The following is a 20,282-nucleotide window of genomic DNA, read 5'->3' as shown; positions in this document are numbered from 1 at the left end:
AAATCTATTCACAATATTTGTCATTCCGTAGGAATCTAAGCAACAATTTTTTATTTAAGCAGCATAGATTCCTGCGGAATGACAAACTTATTGGTTATTTTTTGTTAAAGATTGCTTTGCTAAAAAACCTAATGAGAAACTATTTACCCAAAACAAATACAGCCGGGATTTTATGAAGTTCCGGTTTTTGTTTTTGCCACTCTTTGATGGTTTTTGTTTTGATGAATTCATGCTCCGGATCGTTGATATTTGCGGCAATACACAACTTTGTATTTGGAGATAAAGACTTCGTTAAATCTTCAAAAAGCGCATTGTTTCTGTAAGGCGTTTCCATGAAAATCTGGGAATATCCGGTATTCTGAACCATACTTTCTAAGCGTAAAATCTGTTTTTTCTTTTCCCCTTTTTCAATTGGCAAATATCCGTTGAAAGTAAATTCCTGCCCGTTGAAACCACTTGAAATTAATGCTAAAATAATCGATGAAGGTCCTGAAATAGGGATAACTCTGATGTTTTTTTCGTGACACCATTTTACAATCAGGTTTCCGGGATCGGCGATGCACGGAAGTCCGGCTTCAGAAAGCAATCCGAAATCTTGCCCATTAAGCATTCTGTCCTGAGCTTCTTTTATATCTGCATTTTCTGTGTATTTATCCAAAAGGAAAAGCTTCAAATCTGACTGTTTCTTCTCGGGAGCGAAAAATTTAACGACCTTTCTTGCGGTCTTTTCATTTTCCACAAAAAAGTAATCCGTTTGCATGATGTACTCTTTGATAACAGGCGAAAAATGCGTGATAGAAGTATTTTCGGATAAATAAGCTGGAAGTAAAAAAAGCATTTTTATTATATTTATGAAGTTTGAAATTTAGTTAAAAACAAATGAAGATTATGGTAAGATCTGTTCGGCAATTTTGCTGCAGCCTTTTTCCAAAAGCTGAAAAACATTTTCAAATTCTTCCATTCCGCCCCAATAAGGATCCGGAACTTCTGCATTTTTATGATCGCCCAAAACCTCCATGAATAAAGAAACTTTCTGTCTCTGTTCTTCGTTGTTGGTTTTTGAAACCACATCTGCCATCACATCGATATCCATACAATAAATTTTATCAAAAATCTCAAAATCTGCTGTTGTAATAGGTCTTGATCTTTGTTTTGAAATATCAATATTGTGATTTGCGGCTGTTTTTATCGATCTTTTATCCGGATGTTTTCCTTCGTGCATAGAAATGGTTCCGGCTGAATCTACAAAAAAGTTTTCAGGGACTTTTGTTTTCATAATTCCTTCTGCTAAAGGACTTCTGCAAATATTTCCCAAACAAACCATTAATATTTTCATTGTTTCTGATTTAAAATTGAATGAATAATCTTCTTTAATCAACAAAACTAAACAAAAAATGAAGAATAAAATTATTCTCCATTTTCTATATTTAAATTAAATTATTTCTTATTGTTTAATTCTCTCACCCAATTCCTTCACGTACTTCTTCACTTCTTTGTCGATCTTAGAAACATCCTTGATGGTGTCGCAAGCGTACATTACCGTTGAGTGGTCTTTCCCTCCCATTTCTTCACCAATTTTAGTGAAAGTAGCATTTGTAAGTTCTTTTGAAAAATACATTGCCAATTGTCTTGGAAGAGCGATTTCTCTTTTTCTTGTTTTAGATAAAAGCTGCTCTTTTTTGATACCGAAATAATCACACACAACATCCTGAATATAAGGAATATTGATGATTTTTTTCTGGTTTGCAGCGATCTTACTGATCGTATCTTTCAACAATTCCAGACTTAGATCTGTCTTATAAACCGTAGAATATGCAATCACAGAATTAATAACTCCGATAAGCTCTCTTACGTTTGTTTTTGTTTCAATAGCAAGGAAATCAAGCATATCATCCGTCAAAACGATTCCGTCTCTGCTTAATTTATCGATGATGATTTTCTTACGAGTCTGTACATCCGGAGATTTAATTTCTGCAGAAAGTCCCCATTTGAAACGCGAAACAATCCTGTCCTGAATATCCATGATATCTGCAGGAGCCTTATCAGAAGTAAGGATAATCTGCTTTCCGTTTTGATGCAAATGATCAAAAATATGGAAGAAACTGTCCTGAGTTGCAGATTTTCCAGACAAGAACTGGATATCATCAATGATTAAAACATCAACCATCTGATAGAAATTTGCAAATTCCGTTTGTTTATGAGCTTTTGCTGCCGAAATAAATTGCTGAATGAATTTTTCGGAAGACAAATAAAGAACTACTTTATCCGGAAACTGGCTTTTCACTTCCAAACCTACGGCTTGTCCTAAGTGAGTTTTTCCAACACCATAACCTCCATATAAAAATAATGGGTTGAAAGCCGTCGCACCCGGTCTTTTAGCAATCGATCTTGCTACTGTTGCAGCAAATTTATTGCTTTCTCCTTCCACATAATTGTCAAAAGAGAAATCTGATTTCAAATTAGAATCAATATTTACCTTTTTGATTCCCGGAACCACAAACGGGTTCACAATATTAGACGAAAAACCTTGCGGCATCGTTTCCTGCACTCTCGGAGTGGGAACACTTTTCCCTTTCATATTCATGGTAACGGGTTTTTCTAAACCGGTAGGTTTATTTTCCATTACAGAATACCATAATTTCACTCCTTTACCTATATTTTTCTTCAGGGCAGCAGAAAGTAAGGACAGGTAATTGTCCTCTATATATTCCTTGTAAAAATCACTCGGTACCATCAACGTAAGGTTGTTGTCAACCAACGAAATTGGTTGCACCTTGTCGAATAGTAAATCGAAAGATTTTTCAAGTTTTTTCAGATCAGAATTGTCTTCAGCAGCATTCAAATTATCGCGCATGAACTGAAGGCATTTCTGCCATATCAACATTAAATTTCCATCCATAATTAAGCCCTGATTGATTCTTTAGTTTTTACCGTTTTTCAGAAGGAGGACAAAGGTCTCATTTTTTATTTTAAAAAAAAATTCTACAGTTATTGATTATTAAAAAATATATTTGTATGTATAATAGAGTAATAAAAATGATACACACAAAACACTCATTACGAGTACGTTACGCAGAAACAGATCCCATGAAATACGTCTACTACGGCAACTACGCACAGTACTTTGAAATTGCCAGAGTTGAGCTTTTTAGAAGCATCGGAATATCATATAATGAGATTGAAAATCAAGGAATTTGGCTCCCCGTTTCGGACTATAAAATTAAGTATTTGCGACCAGCTTTTTATGATGAAAAATTAGAAATTCATACTTTCGTAAAAAAAATTCCAGGAGTAAGAATTGAATTCGAATATGAAATTTTTAATGAAGAAAATATTAAAATTACGGAAGCTTCCACTACCCTTTTCTTTTTGGATGCAAAAACAAAAAAAGTGGTAAAATGTCCGGATTATCTGATGAAGTTAATTGAAGAAAACTGGAGCAAATAAGGCTTCAAAAATCAGAGTCTAAGTTATAGCGCTCAGTCTCTTAAGTTACTAATCTGTGTTCTACTTTTAAACTATTATCCTAACCAGATAAAGATACAAAAAATTAGTATATAAATTATTTTAAGTTGATCCGTTTACTCAAAAAAAGTATACAATTTTTAAAAAATATTTGATTTTTTCATCTTCTTTAAATTTTTACTTTTTTTTACAATAAGCGAACTTAAAAAGGTTAAAAATAGATTTTGTTACTTTTGTGGCTATATTTTTATAAGTTCAAGCGCATTTATGTTCCTATAAAAACTTCAACAACTCTTTAATCAAATTAAAAAAATAAAATATAATGAAGATTGCTTATTTGGGTCCGCAAGCGAGTTTTACACAACTTGCTGCGACTCAGCTTTTCACGAATGAAGAATTGTTGCCACAAGCTAATATTTTAGATTGCTTTAGGGCGGTAGAAAACGGAGAAGTAGAAAAAGCTGTTGTTCCATTAGAAAATTCTATTGAAGGAACGGTTTCTATGACGCTGGATTATTTGTATAAAACGTCTCAGATCAAGATTGAAGCTGAAGCTGTGATGCCCATCGCTCACCATTTGATGGTACATGCAGATTGTGATATTGAAAATATTGAGAAAATTTACTCGCATCCACAAGCTTTAGCACAAAGTTTTCATTTTTTGGATCAACAATTTAAGGAAATTCAGAAGCAGGATTATTCTTCTACAGCAGCGGCGGCAAAACACGTCTCTGAAAATCCGGACAGAAATCTGGCAGCAGTTGCGAATCAGTTTGCGGCTAATTTGTATGGGTTGAAAATTATTCATAGAAATATTCAGGATTTTGAACAAAATCATACGCGCTTTATTATTATTTCGAAGCATCAGAATATTTATGAAAATAGTGATTTAATAATTTTAGGGGAAAAATCGGGAATGTTAATTACTCTTCCTGAAGATCATGCGGGAGGACTTCATCAGGTGTTGTCGGTTTTTGCATGGCGAAAAATGAACCTTAGCAAAATAGAATCCAGAACATTGAAAACCGGATTGGGGAATTACTTCTTCTTCATCAACGTTGTCGGAAAATGGGATTCTGTTTTACATCAAAATGCCTTGGAGGAATTAAAAACGCTGCATGCACAAGTTGATTTTCTCGGAAATTACAAAGAATTCCTTTTAAAAAGTTAAGATTCTGTTCATATTCCCTCTCTTTTTTATATTTTTTTTAAAATTAATGAGGATGAAATTTGCTTTTTATGGGAAAAAAGTTTTAATTTTATTACAAACTATAATCCATCAATTAGTTAATCAATATAAAGATATATCATATTAGCATTATCTTAAAAACCTATAACACAAGGGGGTTTAAAAATTTTACTTAAATAAAATAATTTTATAATTACATTATTAGCATATATAATTATCTAATATTAAAAATTATTTAAAGATAAAATTTTATTATGCTTGATATTTGATGTATCTTTGACACGAAACTAACTGAGGATAAACCATTAACTAATTTAAATTTTTAAACATGAAAACTAAAATTTGTAGCGCATTTTTGGCCATTATGTCTATCTCGATCTCCGCTCAAGTGGGTATTAATACTACTACCCCTTCAGCGACTTTAGACATTAACGGAACTGCTAAAATCAGACAAACTCCTACCGTAGCTACTTTACCTGGATACCAAATTTTGGCATTGAACCAAAATACAGGAGGAGATAACCAAGTTTCTCAGGTAGACCCGCAACTTCTTGCTAGTTATGTTATTAACAACGGAGTAAATACAACTGTTTACAGCGCAAAAAAAACAGCAGGTATAAGCTTATTAAATCTAGGGATTTTTCCTGCAGGATTCCAAGGGGTAAACTTTTTGGCTGCAGAAAGAACTGTAGGTAGCGCTGCCCTGTTTTCTGATACTGATAACACCTATACAATTCCTTCAAACGGAACTTACGCTATTGGATTTACTTTCCGTTATGGAACAGGACTTCAGGCTGCAATCTTATCAAACTCACCGGGAGTAGGAATCGTAAGAACGAGAGCGGGTGTAGCAACGATTATTGACAACAGACCATTCAGCGGTGCGAATCTTATTTTATTAAGCTTAACAATCTCTGAAGCAACAGTTGATTCACTTTATCCATTACAAGCTGGAGATAAAATCTCTTTTGGACTTACAGGATCTTCTCTTCTTAATGTTGGTCTAATAGGATCAAGTACAAGTTCTTTCTACATTTATAAAGTATCGAATTAAGAAATTTTTATATAGTAGTTTAATCACTCTACAGAATTAATCCATCGTACGTTGTATGATGGATTAATTCGTTTATAGGGAAACATTTGATTATATTTGATTTATCAAAAAGTAAAAAATGATTTACCCACTGATCTTTTTAGTAGTAATATTCGCTATTTTGTTTAACAATCTAAATAGTAAAGTTAAGAAGTTAGAAAAAGAGATTTCTGAGCTTAATAAGAAATTTGCTAATCAAGAAAAGGTTTCAGAAATAAAAGAAGAACAAACGATACCAACTTCAACTGTTTCACCAATAATCCAAGATGAGCATTTCAATATAAATGATCCTGAATTAGATAATGATACTCCAGCCAAAGAAGAAAAAGATTGGCTTCTCCCTGTTTTTGATTTTTTTAAGCAAAATGCTTTAGCGATCATCGGGATTTTTACCCTTGTTTTAGGAATCGGATATTTTGTAAAATACGCACTCGACAAAAACTGGATCGGGGAAACACCAAGAGTAGGAATCGGATTTCTGGTGGGAGCCGCAATTATTGTAACCGGTAATTTTTTAAGGAAAAACTATTCGGTTTTTGCATCCATTATTACGGGCGGCGGAATTGCTGTTTTGTACTTTACGATTACCATTGCCTTTCGGGAATATCATTTGTTTTCGCAGAATATTGCCTTTTCAATTACCTGTCTAATTACTTTACTTTCTATCGCGCTTTCCTATTATTATAAAAGTGAAATATTAATTATTTTCTCTTTATTTGGTGGATTTTTAGCTCCGTTAATTATCAGTACAGGACAAAGCAATTACCCTTTCCTCTTCACTTATCTTACCGTTTTAAACATTGGAATGTTGGCTGTAGTATTCTTAAAAAATTGGAAAAGCGTCGGCTGGGTTTCTTTTATTTTTACTACGATTTATCTTTTTTTCTGGACGGCCGAAAAAACAGAAATCCTGAATGTCTATTTTTATATTGCCAGTTATATTATTTTCTATTCGTTTGCTTTACAACATTATTTTAAAAAAGGCATTTTACCTTCTTTTGATATTTTAATGCTTGTCTTAATAAATTTCACCAGTATCATCGGTTTGGTTTATATTTTTAATACATTACAATACGAACCGGTTATTATTTTCCCGATTGGCTTTGCTTTGGTTAATTTAGGATTGCTTTACAGAGAATATTCAAAAAAGAGTTTTGGTATCAATTATTCTGTTTTTACTGGGATTACGATCAGTTTAATCACGGTTGCCGTTGCTTTACAGTTTAAAACCCATTTAATTACCAGTGTTTGGGCGATTGAAGCGACGTTGCTTCTATTTATCTGGAAAAAAACCAATAATCTCAATATTTTTAAAATAGCTTTCTATGTCTTGTTTCCTTTGGTAATTTTGGCGCAGCTCATGACTTGGACGGAATATCTTGATGCAAAAAATCTCACTATAGTTTTTAATCCGGTATTTTTGACGAGTCTGGTAACGGTAATTACAACTTTCGTTAATTTAATTCTATTAAGAAAACTTTCCGACACAGAAAATAGAAATACCGATTTCTTTGAAAATGTCTTTACGGTGGTAAGTTATGCCGTAATTTATATTGCCCTTTTACTCGAAATCCTATATCACATTTCCGAAAAACCTTGGATTGTGATTTTCAGTGTTGCCACAATTTTCAGTCTGTATTATATTTTTATGATATTATTGTTCAGAAAGAAACTGGAGATTAATAAAATACTGGAAACCGCCCTTTTATACTTGTTTTTATCTTTAATCATTATTGATACTTTAATTTCAGGTTCCGGAATTATTTCTCAAATTTTATTGAAAAAAGTTCAGTTTAGCTTTTATGGATTATACCTTCTATATTGGATTCCTTTCATTTATATCATGTTGAATATTTTACCTAAATCTGATTTCTTCAACATAAAATTTTCATTCTGGTTCATCGCAATCGCTTTTGTTACAGCTGTAAGCAACGAATTGTATCATTTATATTTATTGATTAATGCCAGTCAAATTTCAGAAATAGGAAAACTTGGACAACATTTTACTTTGTTATATCTGCCAATTATTTGGACAATTCTTGCGAGCATTTTCATTTATAAAGGATTAAAAAGCGATGTTTCAGAATACAACAAAATTGGTTTTGCATTAATATTTATCATGATCTTAAAATTATACCTTTATGATGTCTGGAAAATGGACAATGTATCAAGAATTATTGCCTTCATTATATTGGGAATCATCTTATTACTAAGTTCATTTTTGTTCCAGAGAGTAAAGAAAATTATTAAAAATCTTGTTGAAAATAAAGATGAAAACCAACAAATACATAATTCAGAATCCTAATAAAAGACTTTATTTGTAATTATTATGTAATTTAATGTAAAATTTTATTCACATTTTATAAAAAATAACTATATTTATCAAGTTTTTAACAGTTACTTATTCCTAAACATTATGAAAAAATTACTCTACTCTTTTTTACTATTGTCTTCTGCGACTTTGTTTGCACAGAAGAACACAGCTACAAAATTTGCAGTTGCCAATGATATTGTTGGAACGGTAGATATGTTTAATGCTTACAAAAGCAGAATTCAGAGTACACAAACTTATAAAGCTGCCACTCTTCCTCAAAACCTGAAAAAATTCGGTTATATTGCTGAAAACGGTTTGGTAGAATACAAATTGAAAAGCGGTCAAGGTGTTTTAGACAGACTTCCTTTGTCTGAGCTTAATGCACAATATGGACTTGCAAAAAACACTCCTGTTTTCATCGACGGATATGAATTTACAAATACTGATACTTTAGTATTCGGAGATATCTTAGGAAACACGGAAGTTATTGATAACAAAGGCAGCAAAGCCGTATCAATTATTACAAAAAAGTAATTTCTCAGATCATATTTAAATGAAAAGGATACTCGTTTGAGTATCCTTTTTTTAGTATTTATTGTTCCATTTTTTCTTTAGTTCTTCGTAGATTTTCTTTTCTGTAGAGTTATTTCCGGGTTCATACAATTTTACATCCTCAATTTCTTCCGGAAGAAAACTTTGGTTTACAAAATTTCCTTCGTAGGAATGTGCATATTTATATTCTTTCCCATAATCCAGATCTTTCATCAGCTTTGTCGGAGCGTTTCTTAAATGCAGAGGAACCGGCAGATTTCCTGTTTTTTTCACCAAAGCCAGCGCATCATTTATCGCCATATACGCAGAATTACTTTTCGGAGAAACCGCAAGATAAACAGCCGCTTCACTCAAAATAATCCTCGCTTCAGGATTTCCGATCACATTCACCGCTTGAAAACAATTATTCGCAACCACCAAAGCATTCGGATTGGCCAACCCAATATCTTCCGCCGCCAAAATCAACATTCTTCTCGCAATGAATTTAATATCTTCACCACCGGCAATCATTCTCGCCAACCAATATACCGCACCATTCGGATCGCTTCCACGCATAGATTTGATGAAAGCCGAAATAATATCGTAATGCTGTTCGCCGTTTTTATCATAAAGCGCCATTGTTTCCTGTAAAACCTCCAGAACATCTTCATTTTTGATTTCTGTTTTTGCAGAGTTTTTATATTGATTTAAAACCAACTCCACAGAATTGATCAGCTTTCTTGCATCACCTCCGGAATATTGAATGAACGCTTCTTTTTCAAGAATTTTAAAATCTGTATTTTCATCTTTATTAAAACTTTCTGAAGAGATATCAACCAATTCTTCCAGTTTTTCATAGCTTAAAGCCTTCAAAACATACACCTGACTTCTGGAAAGCAAAGCCGAAACCACCTCAAAACTCGGATTTTCCGTTGTCGCTCCAATTAAAACAATCCAGCCTTTTTCTACCGCATGAAGTAGAGAATCCTGTTGCGATTTATTAAAACGGTGAATTTCATCAATAAAAAGAATCGGCGATTTTCCTGAAAAAAGGTTCTGCTTTTTAGCATCTTCTATCACATCACGAACGTCTTTCACTCCCGAAGAAACAGCAGAAAGCTTATAAAATTTTCTTCCCGATTTTTCAGAAATAATTTCCGCTAATGTTGTTTTCCCCGTTCCCGGTGGTCCCCAGAAAATCAGAGAATTCAACGAATTATTCTCCAACATTTTCCTGATCGTCCCCTTTTCTCCGGTCAGATGTTCCTGCCCCAGAACTTCATCTAAAGTTTTCGGTCTTAATTTTTCAGCTAATGGAATATTTTGGTTCAAGATTTTTAGATTTGATTTAAAGTATTTGTATGAAAAAAGTTTTCAGAACAGCTATAATTTTCACGATTGCAAACCTATAAAATCCACAAATCGACCAACACCGGAATTTCTCCGACGAACGCCTGTTTGCTGTCCGGAAACTTCTAACAAATTTAAACTAATTTTCAATTTTTTACCCTATTTTTGCATTGTTTTGAAACTTACACTCAACAAAATAGTCACTTTTCCTTTGGTAATACTCATCAGATTTTACCAATGGTTTATTTCGCCTTTACTTCCCAAAAACTGTCGGTATGAACCAACCTGTTCGCATTATATGGTAAAAGCATTGCAGGTACACGGTGTTTTTAAAGGGTTTTGGCTGGGTATAAAAAGAATTTCAAAATGTCATCCTTGGGGAGGAAGCGGCTATGATCCCGTTCCCCCGAAAAAGTAAATTTTAAATAATCAAACTACTAAAAAAATAGAAATGAGTAATATTTTTTTCAGAATCTATCTCGTAATCTTCGCGTTCATTACCCAATGTCTTTTTGCGCAAAATTATCCGAACGGAATGTCTGACGGAACTTTAAAAGTAAACTCCACAGATATTCCTGTAAAAATCTACGCCACAACAGAATTGGGAGATCTGAATGTATTTCCTGACAGAAAAGTAGACGGAAACGTGCTAATCATTCTGAACGAATCAAATTTCGAACCTGCCTATTTTAATTTCAGTGCATTGACTTTAACTAAACTTAAAGATGCAAAATATCAGTTTTTAGACAAAAATTTCAAACTGATTGAAACGGCTGCAACCAAAGATAATATTGAACATTTTAAATATGCAGTAAAATCGAACAAACCTCTTGCAGATACAGATAATGTAAGTCTGGAAACGTCTTTCAAAATCTGGGATCCTTCAAAAGGAATTCAATTAGGACCTGTTACCTTGCATTTTTATAGCTTAATGTTCATTTTCGCGTTCGGTTTCGGATATGTTTTAATGAACAGAATTTTCAAAATCGATAATGTTAATCAGAAATATTTAGAGCCTCTTTTTACATGGACGTTGGTCGGGACGATTCTTGGAGCAAGAATGGGACACGTCATTTTCTATCAACCCGAACTTTTTAAAGAAGATTTCTGGAGTGTATTTTTACCGATAAGTACTAAAAACGGCTTTAAATTCACAGGATTTTCAGGATTGGCAAGTCACGGAGCAACAATCGCTTTGATTTTTACAACCTTATATTATTCATTTAAAATCATCAAGAAAAATCCGTTTTGGGTATATGACAGATTAGGAATTGTAGTTTCTTTAGGCGGTGCTTTTGTAAGAATGGGTAACTTTTTTAATTCTGAAATTATCGGTAAGCCTGTTGATCCAAATTCACCTTTTGCCTTACTTTTCCCACAGCAAAGCAGCGAATATGGTGTAACGATTCCTCGTTATCCTGCACAATTATTTGAAGCTTTCGGATACGTTTGTCTATTTGTTTTATTATGGATTTTATACAAAAAAACCAACAAAAAATATCAGCAAGGATGGTTATTCGGATTATTTTTCATCATTCTTTGGGCAATCAGATTCTTTGTAGAATTCTTGAAAGAACCACAAGGAGATGAATTTATCCATATCGGAGGATTAAATACAGGACAGGTTTTATCAATTCCTTTCATGCTTGCCGGAGTTGTTATCATGATTATTTCTAAAAAGTTCAAAATTACTCAGGCTGAAAACGAAAAACCCGAATAATTTTTAACAAAAGTTGAAATTTAAAACGGAATTTTAACCGTAAAATATAAAAAAGGAAGTCTGTATAATTGCAGACTTCCTTTTTATTTACCTTATTTTCTTTTTATTCTATATCATAAAGCTCTTTCCAGCTTTGCATTTAATTCCAGAAAAACATTTCCGAATTCATCAATAACATCTCTCGGAAGCATTGATTCTTTAGAGTGTTTTTCTGATGCAAATTCTGCGGCTTTTCCATGAAACCAAACTCCTAAAATGGCACTTTCTTCTTCAGAATAATTTTGAGCTAAAAATGAGGTTAAAACTCCCGTCAAAACATCTCCGCTTCCGCCTTTCGCTAATCCGGAATTGCCTGTAATATTATAAAAAACCTGTCCTTGCGGAGTTACAACTTGTGTATGATGATCTTTTAAAACAATATAAATACCAAGTTCTTTTGCATTATTTTTTGCTAATTCTACTCTTTCGAAAGAGTTTTCTGTTGCTCCGAATAGTCTTTCAAATTCTTTCGGATGTGGGGTGATAATTGATTTTGCGGGAATTAATTTTAAATTCTTTTTATCCTGCGAAATAATGTTGAGTGCATCTGCATCTAAAATCAACGGTTTTGAATAATCTTTTAAAAATTTCAGGAAATTTTTTGCTGTTTCTTCGTTGGTTCCTAAACCTGGACCAATGCCATAAACCGAGTTTTCATTCACTTCAAAATCATTCACAAAATCTGTTCCGCCTTCAATAAACATGGCTTCAGGATTGGAAGTCTGCAAGGTTTCATAGCCACATTTTGGAGCAAGCGTAAAAGTAAGACCCGCACCGGTTTTCAATGCTGATTTTGTGGCAAGAACAGCCGCACCGATTTTACCATAACTTCCTCCGACGATTGTCACTTTTCCATACGTTCCTTTATGTGAAAATTCATCTCTGATTTTGAAAATATTTTTAATAATATCATCATCAATAACAAAATCATTCGTTGCTGTTTCCGAAATATAATCTGAACTTAAATTTATATCTAAAATCCGAACTTTCCCAGTATATTTTCCCGATTCCGGGTGAAGGAACGTTCTTTTCCAGAATTGGAAACTCAACGTATAATCGGCTTTAAAAATCGTAGAATCCGGCGAAGAAATTTTATCGGCAAAAAGACCTGTAGGAAGGTCTATGGAAATTTTAATATTATTTTTCAGGTTTAAAAATTCAACTAAATCTTTCAATTCTCCTTCCAAATTTTTTGATAATCCTGTTCCAAAAAGTGCATCAATAACTACTGTTCTGTTATCAAAACGATACTCTTTGGCATCTTTAAATTCTTTAACCGATATTCCTGAAATTTCTTTTAAATCTTTAAAATTATTATTGGCATCAGGTGAAAATTTTGCTTTTAAATTGGTGAAGACATCTACATCAAAACCTTTTAAATATAACATTCTGGCAATTGCAAAACCATCGCCTCCGTTATTTCCGCTTCCGCAGAAAATCACAAAATTTCTATGATTTTTACAGTTCTCAAAAATCCAGTCAACGCTAGACTCTGCGGCTCTTTCCATTAATTGTATAGATGAAATAGGTTCATTTTTTATAGTATACTCATCACAATTGCGAATCTGTTCTGCTGTGAAAATTTTCATACTTGAAGTGGCTTTTTATTGTACTAACAGCAATTTACAAAAGAAATTTCAAACGGTATTGAAATAAAATCAACCAAACTTTATAAAAAGATTAAATATTTACATTTTACAATAATTCACTTATTTTTAATCCAGAAAATGGGGAAAATATAATTTTTTTTGTATCTTAAACCCTACTTTTGTGATATAATACTTAAAAAAATATAAACTATGGGATTTGTAAAAGAATTTAAAGATTTTGCTTTCAAAGGTAATGTCATTGATCTTGCAGTCGGTGTCATCATTGGAGCTGCCTTCAGTGCCATTGTAAAGTCATTTGTGGACGATATCATCACTCCGCTTCTTCTAAACCCAGCGTTGGAAAAAGCGAATGTAAAAAACATTGCAGAACTTTCCTGGAATGGTGTAAAATATGGTAATTTTTTATCATCGGTCATTAGCTTTCTTATTGTGGCTTTTGTTTTATTTTTATTAATTAAAGGGATCAACAGTCTTAATAAAAAACCGGAAGAAGCTGCTCCTGCAGGACCAACGGAAGACCAAAAATTATTAATGGAAATCCGAGATTTACTTAAAAGTAAAAACAGTTTATAAAAAACAAAAGCACTTCAAATTGAAGTGCTTTTTATATTTTAACAATAAAATTAATTATTGAATCTGTAAAATACTAGAAATCTGCTCTGCCAAAGAAAGACCAATTCTGTCTTGAGCTTCCAGAGTTGATGCTCCTGTGTGAGGCGTTAAAGAGATTTTTGAATGGGTAAGAATTTCTTTTGAAGGTGTTGGTTCATTGATGAAAACATCAAGACCTGCAAACTTCACTTTCCCTGAATCCAATGCTTCAATTAAAGCGGTTTCATCGATTACTCCACCTCTCGAACAGTTTACAATCGCTACACCGTCTTTCATCATTTCAAATTCATTTTTACCAATCATGTACCCGTCTTTCTGAGCCGGAACGTGAAGCGTAATGAAATCCGAATGCTGTAAAACATCCTGAAGCGGCTCTGTTTCAATGTCTACATTAATAAACTGCTTGTTGTAAAAAGTAACTTTGATGGTTGCTTTCCCGATATTGTTATCTGCTGCAATCACTCTCATACCAAGTCCTAAAGCGATTTTTGCTACTTCCTGACCGATTCTTCCCATCCCAACAATACCGATGGTTTTTCCTTTCAGTTCGATACCTGCAGTGTATGCTTTTTTCAAGCCTGCAAATTCTGTATCGCCTACTAAAGGCATTTTCCTGTTTGAATCCTGCAAAAATCTTGCTCCGGAGAATAAGTGTGCAAAAACCAATTCAGCAACCGATTCCGAAGAAGCAGAAGGCGTATTGATCACATGAAGACCCTTTTCTCTTGCATACTCTACATCGATATTATCCATTCCTACTCCACCTCTTCCGATGATCTCGATAGACGGACAATTATCAATAATATCCTTTCTTACCTGTGTCGCACTGCGCACCAATATTGCACGGATCTTGTGCTCATTAATATAATCTACTAAAGATTCCTGCGGAACTTTTGTAGTAATCACCTCAAAACCTTTCTCAATCAATGCGTCAATACCAGACTGATCCAAGCCATCGTTTGCTAAAACTTTCATAAAACTTTTTATAGATTTAATAATTATAATACTAAACGTTTCAAGAATCACTATTGATAATTTAATCGTTTAATCTTTACAATAAATTTTTATTCCTCTTCTTTGAAAACCTCAATAGTTACCTGTTTTTCAACAAGATCTGTAAATTTACCTTTGTATCTTGTCGCTCTCACCAAATGATTGTCGATCCAGTGGTAATTTCCACCTCTTGGCTTTCCACACAAAACACTGTGATATTTGAAACCGTGTTTATCTAGCCAATCCATCGTGATCTGCTTCAGATTTTCTGTTCTTGAAGTAAAGAAACAGATTTGGTGTCCTTCGTCATACCATTTGTTGATTGTTTCCAAGGCATCCGGAAAAGGCTCACAAGTTACCATTCTTTCAGGTTCTTCGTTGGGAACGTCTTCCGTGATCGTTCCATCAATATCAATAAGATAGTTTTTTACGCCGTCCTTTAGAATCGGACTAATGTGTTCTATGTACTCTAATTGCATCCTAAAAATTTGAATTGCAAAGTTACGGTTTTTACCCCAAACCAACCCGTGAAACTTAGTTTATATTAAATTTCCGTTGGATAAGCTATTGTTTAATGAATAAAATCAGTTAATAGCTTGTGTTTCTGTAATTATGCTTGAAATTTTAAAATCACTACTAATTTTTAACGCAAAGATTTAATTCAATAGTGCTTAATATGAAGTGAGCAAAGATAAATCAACAAGTTGATTTGATGAAGCGTTGTTTTCACGCTTCGCGAAGCAAATTTATTTGCCTTTGCATTCTAAAATAATTCGGAATGTAATTATAATCTTTGCGTTTAAAAGAATAGCGGATTCTGTTTTAGTAGAGATCCAAAGTCTTTCTATACAAAAACTTTCACTTTCAAGAAAATATAAAACCATATTTCAAACAAGATTACAAAAATTTGTACTATAAAATTTAATAAACCCTAAGTTCATCAAAATTATCTACAAAATGTAAAATCACTTTTTTATTTTATATTTGATTATCACAAGATTATTAAGCCATGAAAAAAACAATAGCCTTCATTTTTTGTCTGATCGGATGGTTTGCTTTGATTGGTCAATATTATTTAACCATAGAAAATAGAACAACTTCTGTTTTGGAAGCTAATCTTAGGTTTTTCACCTATTTCACTATTCTTACTAATATAATTGTCACTGTTTATTTCTCCATTTTAGCTTTTAAAAAGAATCCAAATCAAAAATCAGGAGTTTTGACGGCGATAACAGTTTATATTACCGTTGTAGGCTTTATTTATCAGATTATTCTTCGTGGAACATGGCAGCCAACAGGTTTTCAAAGACTCATTGATGAATTGCTTCATAGCGTAATGCCCGTTCTCACGATTATTTTTTGGTATTTGTTCGAAAATAAAGCAGGCTTGAAATACAGTCAGATTCTGAAATGGACAATATTTCCTATCCTTTATCTCGTTCTTATATTGATTCGGGGAAGCTTTTCGGGGTTTTATCCTTATCCGTTTGTAGATGTGGGAAGTTTTGGTTTAACGAAAGTTTTAATTAATTCTCTCTGGATTACGGCTTTCTTTACTGGTTTGTCGCTGCTTTATATTAAAATCGGGAAGATTTTAGCTAAATAGTTTTTCCCACAGATCACACAGATTTACACAGATGTCTGCGTTTTTTTAAGTGATGTTACTAAAAGTTATCATAATTATCTATGTAAATCTGTGCAATCTGTGGGAGTAAAAAAAGTAATTTTTATCTCAATAAATATGATGTTTTACCAAAAATTTCCAAAATACATTTATTAAACTTACATTTGTAGAAATGGAAGAATTCGTAGTTTTAGTAAATTCTCAAGACGAAGTTTTAGGTTTAATGGAGAAGCAGCAAGCCCACGTTAACGGCTTATTGCATCGTGCTTTTTCTGTATTTTTATTTAATAGCAAAGGCGAAATGCTGTTGCAGAAAAGAGCTTCTGAAAAATATCATTCTCCTCTGAAATGGACAAACGCCGTCTGTTCTCATCCAAGAATTGAAGAAACGTATCTTGAAGGTGCAAAACGCAGAGTAAAAGAGGAATTGGGAATTGAAGCTGAGCTTTCAGAAAAATTCGATTTTATTTATAAAGCAGATGTTGGAAACGGACTTTGGGAGCATGAACTCGACCATGTTTTTGTAGGAAATTTTGAAGATGAATTCCATTTAAATAAAGAAGAAGTGGAAGATGTACGATATATTTCCATGGAAGATCTTGACAGAGAAATGATCGAGCAGCCGGAACATTTTACAGAATGGTTCAAAATCATTTTAGAAGAATACAAACACCATTTTTAAGTTGATGAAGAAAATAATTGTAGCATTCTCTTTTTTTGCAGCATCTGTTGTAATTGCTCAATCGGTTCCGACAAAGGTTTATGAGAGCAACAACTACTCTATCTCGCTTCCGGAAGGCTGGAAAGTAACCAACGACAGCGATATCGTGAATATTTTCCCGGGCAACGAAATCGGAGCGATTACGATCTCGGAATATCACGACCTTAATCTTCCAAAAGCAGAAACCAAAAAATTCATCCTTGCTCTTTACAAATCTTCTGACGACGAAAAGAAAATAAAAAGTAAAAGCGGCAAAAAAGGATATACAGAATATTTTTACGAATATTTTGATGAAAAAGAAAAACTGGTCTGGATTACAAAAGTTTTGCAGAAAGATAAAGATATGTTCCTTATTTCAATCAATTGTTCACAAAAATACTGGAATGGAAATTATATGAAGCTTTTCAACGAAGCTTTTGAAAGTTTTAAAATAAAGAAATAGAAATAAAATTTAAATATGAAGAAAACAGCATTGTACGACAAGCACGTTTCTTTGGGAGCTAAAATCGTACCTTTCGCAGGTTTTGAAATGCCTGTACAATATTCCGGAGTAACGGAAGAACATTTTGCAGTAAGAGAAAAAGCAGGTTTGTTCGACGTTTCTCACATGGGACAGTTTTTCATTGAAGGTGCAGGTTCTAAAGAACTTTTACAATTCGTTACCACAAACAATGTAGACGCGCTTGAAAACGGAAAAGCACAGTATTCTTGTCTTCCAAACGAAGATGGAGGAATCGTGGATGACCTTATTGTTTACAAAATGGAAGACGATAAGTATTTCGTGGTTGTAAATGCTTCAAACATCGAGAAAGACTGGAATCATATTTCAAAATACAATACTTTCGGTGCTAAAATGACAAATGCTTCAGACGAAATGTCGTTATTGGCTGTTCAAGGTCCGAAAGCTACTGAAATTCTTCAGAAATTAACGGAAACTAACCTTTCTGAAATTCCTTATTACCACTTCACAGTGGGTTCTGTTGCAGGAGTTAGCGATATTATTATCTCAAACACAGGTTATACAGGAAGCGGCGGTTTTGAAATTTATTTCAACAACGAATCTGCAGAAAAACTTTGGGATGCTATTATCGAAGCAGGTAAAGAAGAAGGAATTATTCCTTGCGGATTGGCTGCAAGAGATACTTTAAGACTAGAAAAAGGATTCTGTCTGTACGGAATGGACATTGATGACACTACTTCACCAATTGAAGCAGGATTGGGATGGATCACGAAATTTGACAAAGATTTCCTTTCTAAAGATACTTTCGCAAAACAAAAAGAAGAAGGTGTTACAAGAAAACTGGTTGCTTTTGAATTGACGGATAAAGGAGTACCAAGACACGATTATCCTGTTGTAGACGCAGAAGGAAACGTAATCGGAAAAGTAACTTCAGGAACTCAGTCTCCAATGAAAAAGGTAGGTTTAGGTCTTGCTTATGTTGACAAACCTCTTTTCAAATTAGGTTCTGAAATCTTTATTCAGGTAAGAAATAAAAATATTCCTGCAAAAGTGGTGAAAGCTCCTTTTGTATAATCGGAAAAAGATATTCATAAGAAAACCGCAGATTGTTCTGCGGTTTTTTGTTTTTAACGATAAACTAAAATATTTTTTACAATCCTGTTTCCATAAAACCGTTTTTCAGATTCAGAAAAGTAAAATTTATTTCTTCTGTTATTGAAACTCGCTGTTTTATAAGGCAGTGCTATTTCCCAGGTAATCATCATTTTAGTTTCATTCATAATCGGATAATTCATATCATAAAATCTGAACAGAGATTTTTGTACAATCGTACTGTCCAGAGAATTTGGGATTATCCAAACCGTTTGAGGTTGAATTTTAGTCATTTTCCCCAATAAATAAGAAAACTGTTTACCTACATATTCTTTTTTATGAGCTTCAAAAGTTTTGAGATAATTTAATGTATCTAAAACATTTACATCTTGAGCCTTTTTCAGACTCATTTTATTTTGTGCATTAAAATTAACACCCAAAACTACGCATATGAATAGTAAAAATTTAAATTTCAAAGCACATTAAAATAATATTAAATCAATTTTGAAACTTTAAAGAAAATTAATCTGCCCTGAAAAAATCTCTCAGGCTCTGAAGAGTCGCTTTATCATTTCCTATAAAAATTTCTTTGTCAGTAAGGAAAACCGGACGTTTTAAGAAGGTGTAATGATCCAGCAATAATTCTTTAAAATCGCTTTCTCCCAACGTTTTTATATCCAATTCTCTTAATTTGATCTGAGTAGATTTTTTACTGAACAAAGCTTCGTAAGATCCTGCATGTTTATGCATTTCTTCCAATTCCTCTTTGGTGATGGGTTCTTTTTTAATTTCGCGAAGTTCCCAACCTTTAAGACTGAATTGCCCTAAAATTTTTCTGCAAGTGTCGCATGTATTAAGATAAAATACTTTCTTCATATATTTTTTAATCTGTTTATTTTGTTAAAATTAAACTTAAGAAAAAGTTCAATCGGTAAAAGTAAGATTTAATCGGGGATATTAAAAATTATTAAATACCTTTATTCAATCAAATTTTTTTATAAATGGAGAACAAACCTATTACTTTTCAGTTTATTTCAGAACCTTCGGATGTTAATTATGGAGGAAATGTGCATGGTGGAAGCGTAATGAAATGGATCGATCAGGCTGGTTATGCTTGTGCGACGACCTGGAGCGGGAATTATTCCGTAACTGTTTACGTTGGCGGAATCCGTTTTTATGAGCCGATAAAGATCGGGGAAATTGTAAAAGTAGAAGCTCAGGTGATTTTTACAGGTTCGTCGAGTATGCATATTTCGATCAATGTTTTTTCAAGAAACCTGAAGCAGCCAACTTTTGATAAGAAAACCCATTGTATCATCGTTTTCGTGGCAGTGGATGAAAATGGCAAAAAACTTCCCGTTCCCAAATGGATTCCCACTACCGAAGAAGAAAAGCAGCAGGAACAATACGCAAAACGCCTGATGGAACTGCGAACGCAGATTGAAAATGAGATGAAACCGTTTTTATAA

General features: G+C 33.2%; 22 protein-coding genes. 13 read left to right on the top strand and 9 right to left on the bottom strand.

Annotation, left to right across the window (positions count from 1 at the left end; genetic code table 11):
- Nucleotides 1-139: 139 nt before the first annotated feature.
- The 3 genes from J3D55_RS09705 to dnaA all read right to left on the bottom strand — a co-directional run bounded on the left by J3D55_RS09705 (nt 140) and on the right by dnaA (nt 2,899).
- Nucleotides 140-838, bottom strand: coding sequence for an SAM-dependent methyltransferase (locus tag J3D55_RS09705; RefSeq protein ID WP_259130668.1), 699 nt, complete (start codon nt 836-838; stop codon nt 140-142).
- Nucleotides 839-886: 48 nt separating this feature from the next.
- Entirely contained in the window at nt 887-1,336 is a 450-nt protein-coding gene (locus J3D55_RS09700) for a low molecular weight protein-tyrosine-phosphatase (RefSeq protein WP_259130667.1), read from the bottom strand.
- A gap of 108 nt (nt 1,337-1,444) precedes the next feature.
- Nucleotides 1,445-2,899, bottom strand: coding sequence for a chromosomal replication initiator protein DnaA (dnaA, locus tag J3D55_RS09695; RefSeq protein ID WP_259130665.1), 1,455 nt, complete (start codon nt 2,897-2,899; stop codon nt 1,445-1,447).
- A 137-nt stretch (nt 2,900-3,036) separates the two neighbouring features.
- Here dnaA and J3D55_RS09690 point away from each other — a divergent pair, with 137 nt between their 5' ends.
- The 5 genes from J3D55_RS09690 (at nt 3,037) to J3D55_RS09670 (ending at nt 8,595) form a co-directional block, all read left to right on the top strand.
- Nucleotides 3,037-3,447: an acyl-CoA thioesterase gene (locus J3D55_RS09690; protein WP_259130663.1), complete on the top strand. Its 411-nt coding sequence runs from the start codon at nt 3,037-3,039 to the stop codon at nt 3,445-3,447.
- Between the two features lie 340 nt (nt 3,448-3,787).
- Complete coding sequence (pheA, locus tag J3D55_RS09685; protein WP_259130662.1) at nt 3,788-4,636, top strand: prephenate dehydratase; 849 nt, start codon at nt 3,788-3,790, stop codon at nt 4,634-4,636.
- A gap of 346 nt (nt 4,637-4,982) precedes the next feature.
- Nucleotides 4,983-5,708 (top strand): hypothetical protein, encoded by a 726-nt coding sequence (locus J3D55_RS09680; protein WP_259130661.1) that lies wholly within the window; start codon nt 4,983-4,985, stop codon nt 5,706-5,708.
- 118 nt (nt 5,709-5,826) lie between these two features.
- The gene (locus J3D55_RS09675) at nt 5,827-8,052 is read left to right on the top strand and encodes a DUF2339 domain-containing protein (RefSeq protein WP_259130659.1); all 2,226 of its coding nucleotides are present in this window, start codon (nt 5,827-5,829) and stop codon (nt 8,050-8,052) included.
- Between the two features lie 111 nt (nt 8,053-8,163).
- Nucleotides 8,164-8,595 carry a hypothetical protein gene (locus J3D55_RS09670; RefSeq protein ID WP_259130658.1) on the top strand — a complete coding sequence of 144 codons (432 nt, stop codon included), beginning with the start codon at nt 8,164-8,166 and terminating at the stop codon, nt 8,593-8,595.
- Between the two features lie 51 nt (nt 8,596-8,646).
- Here J3D55_RS09670 and J3D55_RS09665 read toward each other — a convergent pair whose 3' ends face one another.
- On the bottom strand, nt 8,647-9,924 hold the full coding sequence (locus J3D55_RS09665; RefSeq protein ID WP_259130657.1) for a replication-associated recombination protein A: 1,278 nt from the start codon (nt 9,922-9,924) through the stop codon (nt 8,647-8,649).
- A gap of 229 nt (nt 9,925-10,153) precedes the next feature.
- On the opposite strand from J3D55_RS09665, the gene yidD reads away from it, so the two are divergent.
- A complete protein-coding gene (gene yidD, locus J3D55_RS09660) occupies nt 10,154-10,360 on the top strand; it encodes a membrane protein insertion efficiency factor YidD (protein WP_374759478.1) in 207 nt (68 codons plus the stop codon).
- Nucleotides 10,361-10,795: 435 nt separating this feature from the next.
- Nucleotides 10,796-11,662 (top strand): prolipoprotein diacylglyceryl transferase, encoded by an 867-nt coding sequence (gene lgt / locus J3D55_RS09655; RefSeq protein ID WP_374759519.1) that lies wholly within the window; start codon nt 10,796-10,798, stop codon nt 11,660-11,662.
- Nucleotides 11,663-11,775: 113 nt separating this feature from the next.
- Here lgt and J3D55_RS09650 read toward each other — a convergent pair whose 3' ends face one another.
- Nucleotides 11,776-13,290 (bottom strand): NAD(P)H-hydrate dehydratase, encoded by a 1,515-nt coding sequence (locus tag J3D55_RS09650; protein WP_259130654.1) that lies wholly within the window; start codon nt 13,288-13,290, stop codon nt 11,776-11,778.
- A 210-nt stretch (nt 13,291-13,500) separates the two neighbouring features.
- Between J3D55_RS09650 and mscL the strand changes: the two genes are divergently transcribed.
- Nucleotides 13,501-13,884 (top strand): large conductance mechanosensitive channel protein MscL, encoded by a 384-nt coding sequence (mscL, locus tag J3D55_RS09645; RefSeq protein WP_259130653.1) that lies wholly within the window; start codon nt 13,501-13,503, stop codon nt 13,882-13,884.
- Between the two features lie 54 nt (nt 13,885-13,938).
- Here the strand turns inward: mscL and J3D55_RS09640 are convergent, their stop codons facing one another.
- On the bottom strand, nt 13,939-14,898 hold the full coding sequence (locus tag J3D55_RS09640) for a D-2-hydroxyacid dehydrogenase (protein ID WP_259130651.1): 960 nt from the start codon (nt 14,896-14,898) through the stop codon (nt 13,939-13,941).
- 89 nt (nt 14,899-14,987) lie between these two features.
- Nucleotides 14,988-15,395 (bottom strand): LNS2 domain-containing protein, encoded by a 408-nt coding sequence (locus J3D55_RS09635; protein WP_259130649.1) that lies wholly within the window; start codon nt 15,393-15,395, stop codon nt 14,988-14,990.
- A 530-nt stretch (nt 15,396-15,925) separates the two neighbouring features.
- Between J3D55_RS09635 and J3D55_RS09630 the strand changes: the two genes are divergently transcribed.
- From J3D55_RS09630 to gcvT, 4 genes are all read left to right on the top strand, one after another.
- A complete protein-coding gene (locus J3D55_RS09630) occupies nt 15,926-16,522 on the top strand; it encodes a Pr6Pr family membrane protein (RefSeq protein ID WP_259130648.1) in 597 nt (198 codons plus the stop codon).
- A 190-nt stretch (nt 16,523-16,712) separates the two neighbouring features.
- Nucleotides 16,713-17,222 (top strand): isopentenyl-diphosphate Delta-isomerase, encoded by a 510-nt coding sequence (gene idi, locus J3D55_RS09625; protein ID WP_259130646.1) that lies wholly within the window; start codon nt 16,713-16,715, stop codon nt 17,220-17,222.
- A 4-nt stretch (nt 17,223-17,226) separates the two neighbouring features.
- Nucleotides 17,227-17,703, top strand: coding sequence for a hypothetical protein (locus tag J3D55_RS09620; RefSeq protein WP_259130644.1), 477 nt, complete (start codon nt 17,227-17,229; stop codon nt 17,701-17,703).
- Nucleotides 17,704-17,718: 15 nt separating this feature from the next.
- Entirely contained in the window at nt 17,719-18,795 is a 1,077-nt protein-coding gene (gene gcvT, locus J3D55_RS09615; RefSeq protein WP_259130642.1) for a glycine cleavage system aminomethyltransferase GcvT, read from the top strand.
- A gap of 53 nt (nt 18,796-18,848) precedes the next feature.
- On the opposite strand, the gene J3D55_RS09610 is transcribed toward gcvT, so the two are convergent.
- Together J3D55_RS09610 and J3D55_RS09605 are read right to left on the bottom strand one after the other, a co-directional pair.
- Nucleotides 18,849-19,223, bottom strand: coding sequence for a hypothetical protein (locus J3D55_RS09610; RefSeq protein WP_259130640.1), 375 nt, complete (start codon nt 19,221-19,223; stop codon nt 18,849-18,851).
- 112 nt (nt 19,224-19,335) lie between these two features.
- A complete protein-coding gene (locus J3D55_RS09605; protein ID WP_259130638.1) occupies nt 19,336-19,689 on the bottom strand; it encodes an arsenate reductase family protein in 354 nt (117 codons plus the stop codon).
- Nucleotides 19,690-19,814: 125 nt separating this feature from the next.
- On the opposite strand from J3D55_RS09605, the gene J3D55_RS09600 reads away from it, so the two are divergent.
- Nucleotides 19,815-20,282 (top strand): acyl-CoA thioesterase, encoded by a 468-nt coding sequence (locus tag J3D55_RS09600; RefSeq protein WP_259130636.1) that lies wholly within the window; start codon nt 19,815-19,817, stop codon nt 20,280-20,282.

It is taken from the genome of Chryseobacterium ginsenosidimutans, from assembly GCF_024807225.1.
Taxonomy (GTDB): Bacteria; Bacteroidota; Bacteroidia; order Flavobacteriales; family Weeksellaceae; genus Chryseobacterium; species Chryseobacterium ginsenosidimutans.
This window is presented reverse-complemented; position numbering and strand designations above follow the sequence as displayed.

Coding starts and splice junctions, on each gene's coding strand:
- J3D55_RS09705 (WP_259130668.1), bottom strand. CDS start 838: ATGCTTTTTTTACTTCCAGCTTATTTATCCGAAAATACTTCTATCACG.
- J3D55_RS09700 (WP_259130667.1), bottom strand. CDS start 1,336: ATGAAAATATTAATGGTTTGTTTGGGAAATATTTGCAGAAGTCCTTTA.
- dnaA (WP_259130665.1), bottom strand. CDS start 2,899: ATGGATGGAAATTTAATGTTGATATGGCAGAAATGCCTTCAGTTCATG.
- J3D55_RS09690 (WP_259130663.1), top strand. CDS start 3,037: ATGATACACACAAAACACTCATTACGAGTACGTTACGCAGAAACAGAT.
- pheA (WP_259130662.1), top strand. CDS start 3,788: ATGAAGATTGCTTATTTGGGTCCGCAAGCGAGTTTTACACAACTTGCT.
- J3D55_RS09680 (WP_259130661.1), top strand. CDS start 4,983: ATGAAAACTAAAATTTGTAGCGCATTTTTGGCCATTATGTCTATCTCG.
- J3D55_RS09675 (WP_259130659.1), top strand. CDS start 5,827: ATGATTTACCCACTGATCTTTTTAGTAGTAATATTCGCTATTTTGTTT.
- J3D55_RS09670 (WP_259130658.1), top strand. CDS start 8,164: ATGAAAAAATTACTCTACTCTTTTTTACTATTGTCTTCTGCGACTTTG.
- J3D55_RS09650 (WP_259130654.1), bottom strand. CDS start 13,290: ATGAAAATTTTCACAGCAGAACAGATTCGCAATTGTGATGAGTATACT.
- mscL (WP_259130653.1), top strand. CDS start 13,501: ATGGGATTTGTAAAAGAATTTAAAGATTTTGCTTTCAAAGGTAATGTC.
- J3D55_RS09640 (WP_259130651.1), bottom strand. CDS start 14,898: ATGAAAGTTTTAGCAAACGATGGCTTGGATCAGTCTGGTATTGACGCA.
- J3D55_RS09635 (WP_259130649.1), bottom strand. CDS start 15,395: ATGCAATTAGAGTACATAGAACACATTAGTCCGATTCTAAAGGACGGC.
- J3D55_RS09630 (WP_259130648.1), top strand. CDS start 15,926: ATGAAAAAAACAATAGCCTTCATTTTTTGTCTGATCGGATGGTTTGCT.
- idi (WP_259130646.1), top strand. CDS start 16,713: ATGGAAGAATTCGTAGTTTTAGTAAATTCTCAAGACGAAGTTTTAGGT.
- J3D55_RS09620 (WP_259130644.1), top strand. CDS start 17,227: ATGAAGAAAATAATTGTAGCATTCTCTTTTTTTGCAGCATCTGTTGTA.
- gcvT (WP_259130642.1), top strand. CDS start 17,719: ATGAAGAAAACAGCATTGTACGACAAGCACGTTTCTTTGGGAGCTAAA.
- J3D55_RS09610 (WP_259130640.1), bottom strand. CDS start 19,223: ATGAGTCTGAAAAAGGCTCAAGATGTAAATGTTTTAGATACATTAAAT.
- J3D55_RS09605 (WP_259130638.1), bottom strand. CDS start 19,689: ATGAAGAAAGTATTTTATCTTAATACATGCGACACTTGCAGAAAAATT.
- J3D55_RS09600 (WP_259130636.1), top strand. CDS start 19,815: ATGGAGAACAAACCTATTACTTTTCAGTTTATTTCAGAACCTTCGGAT.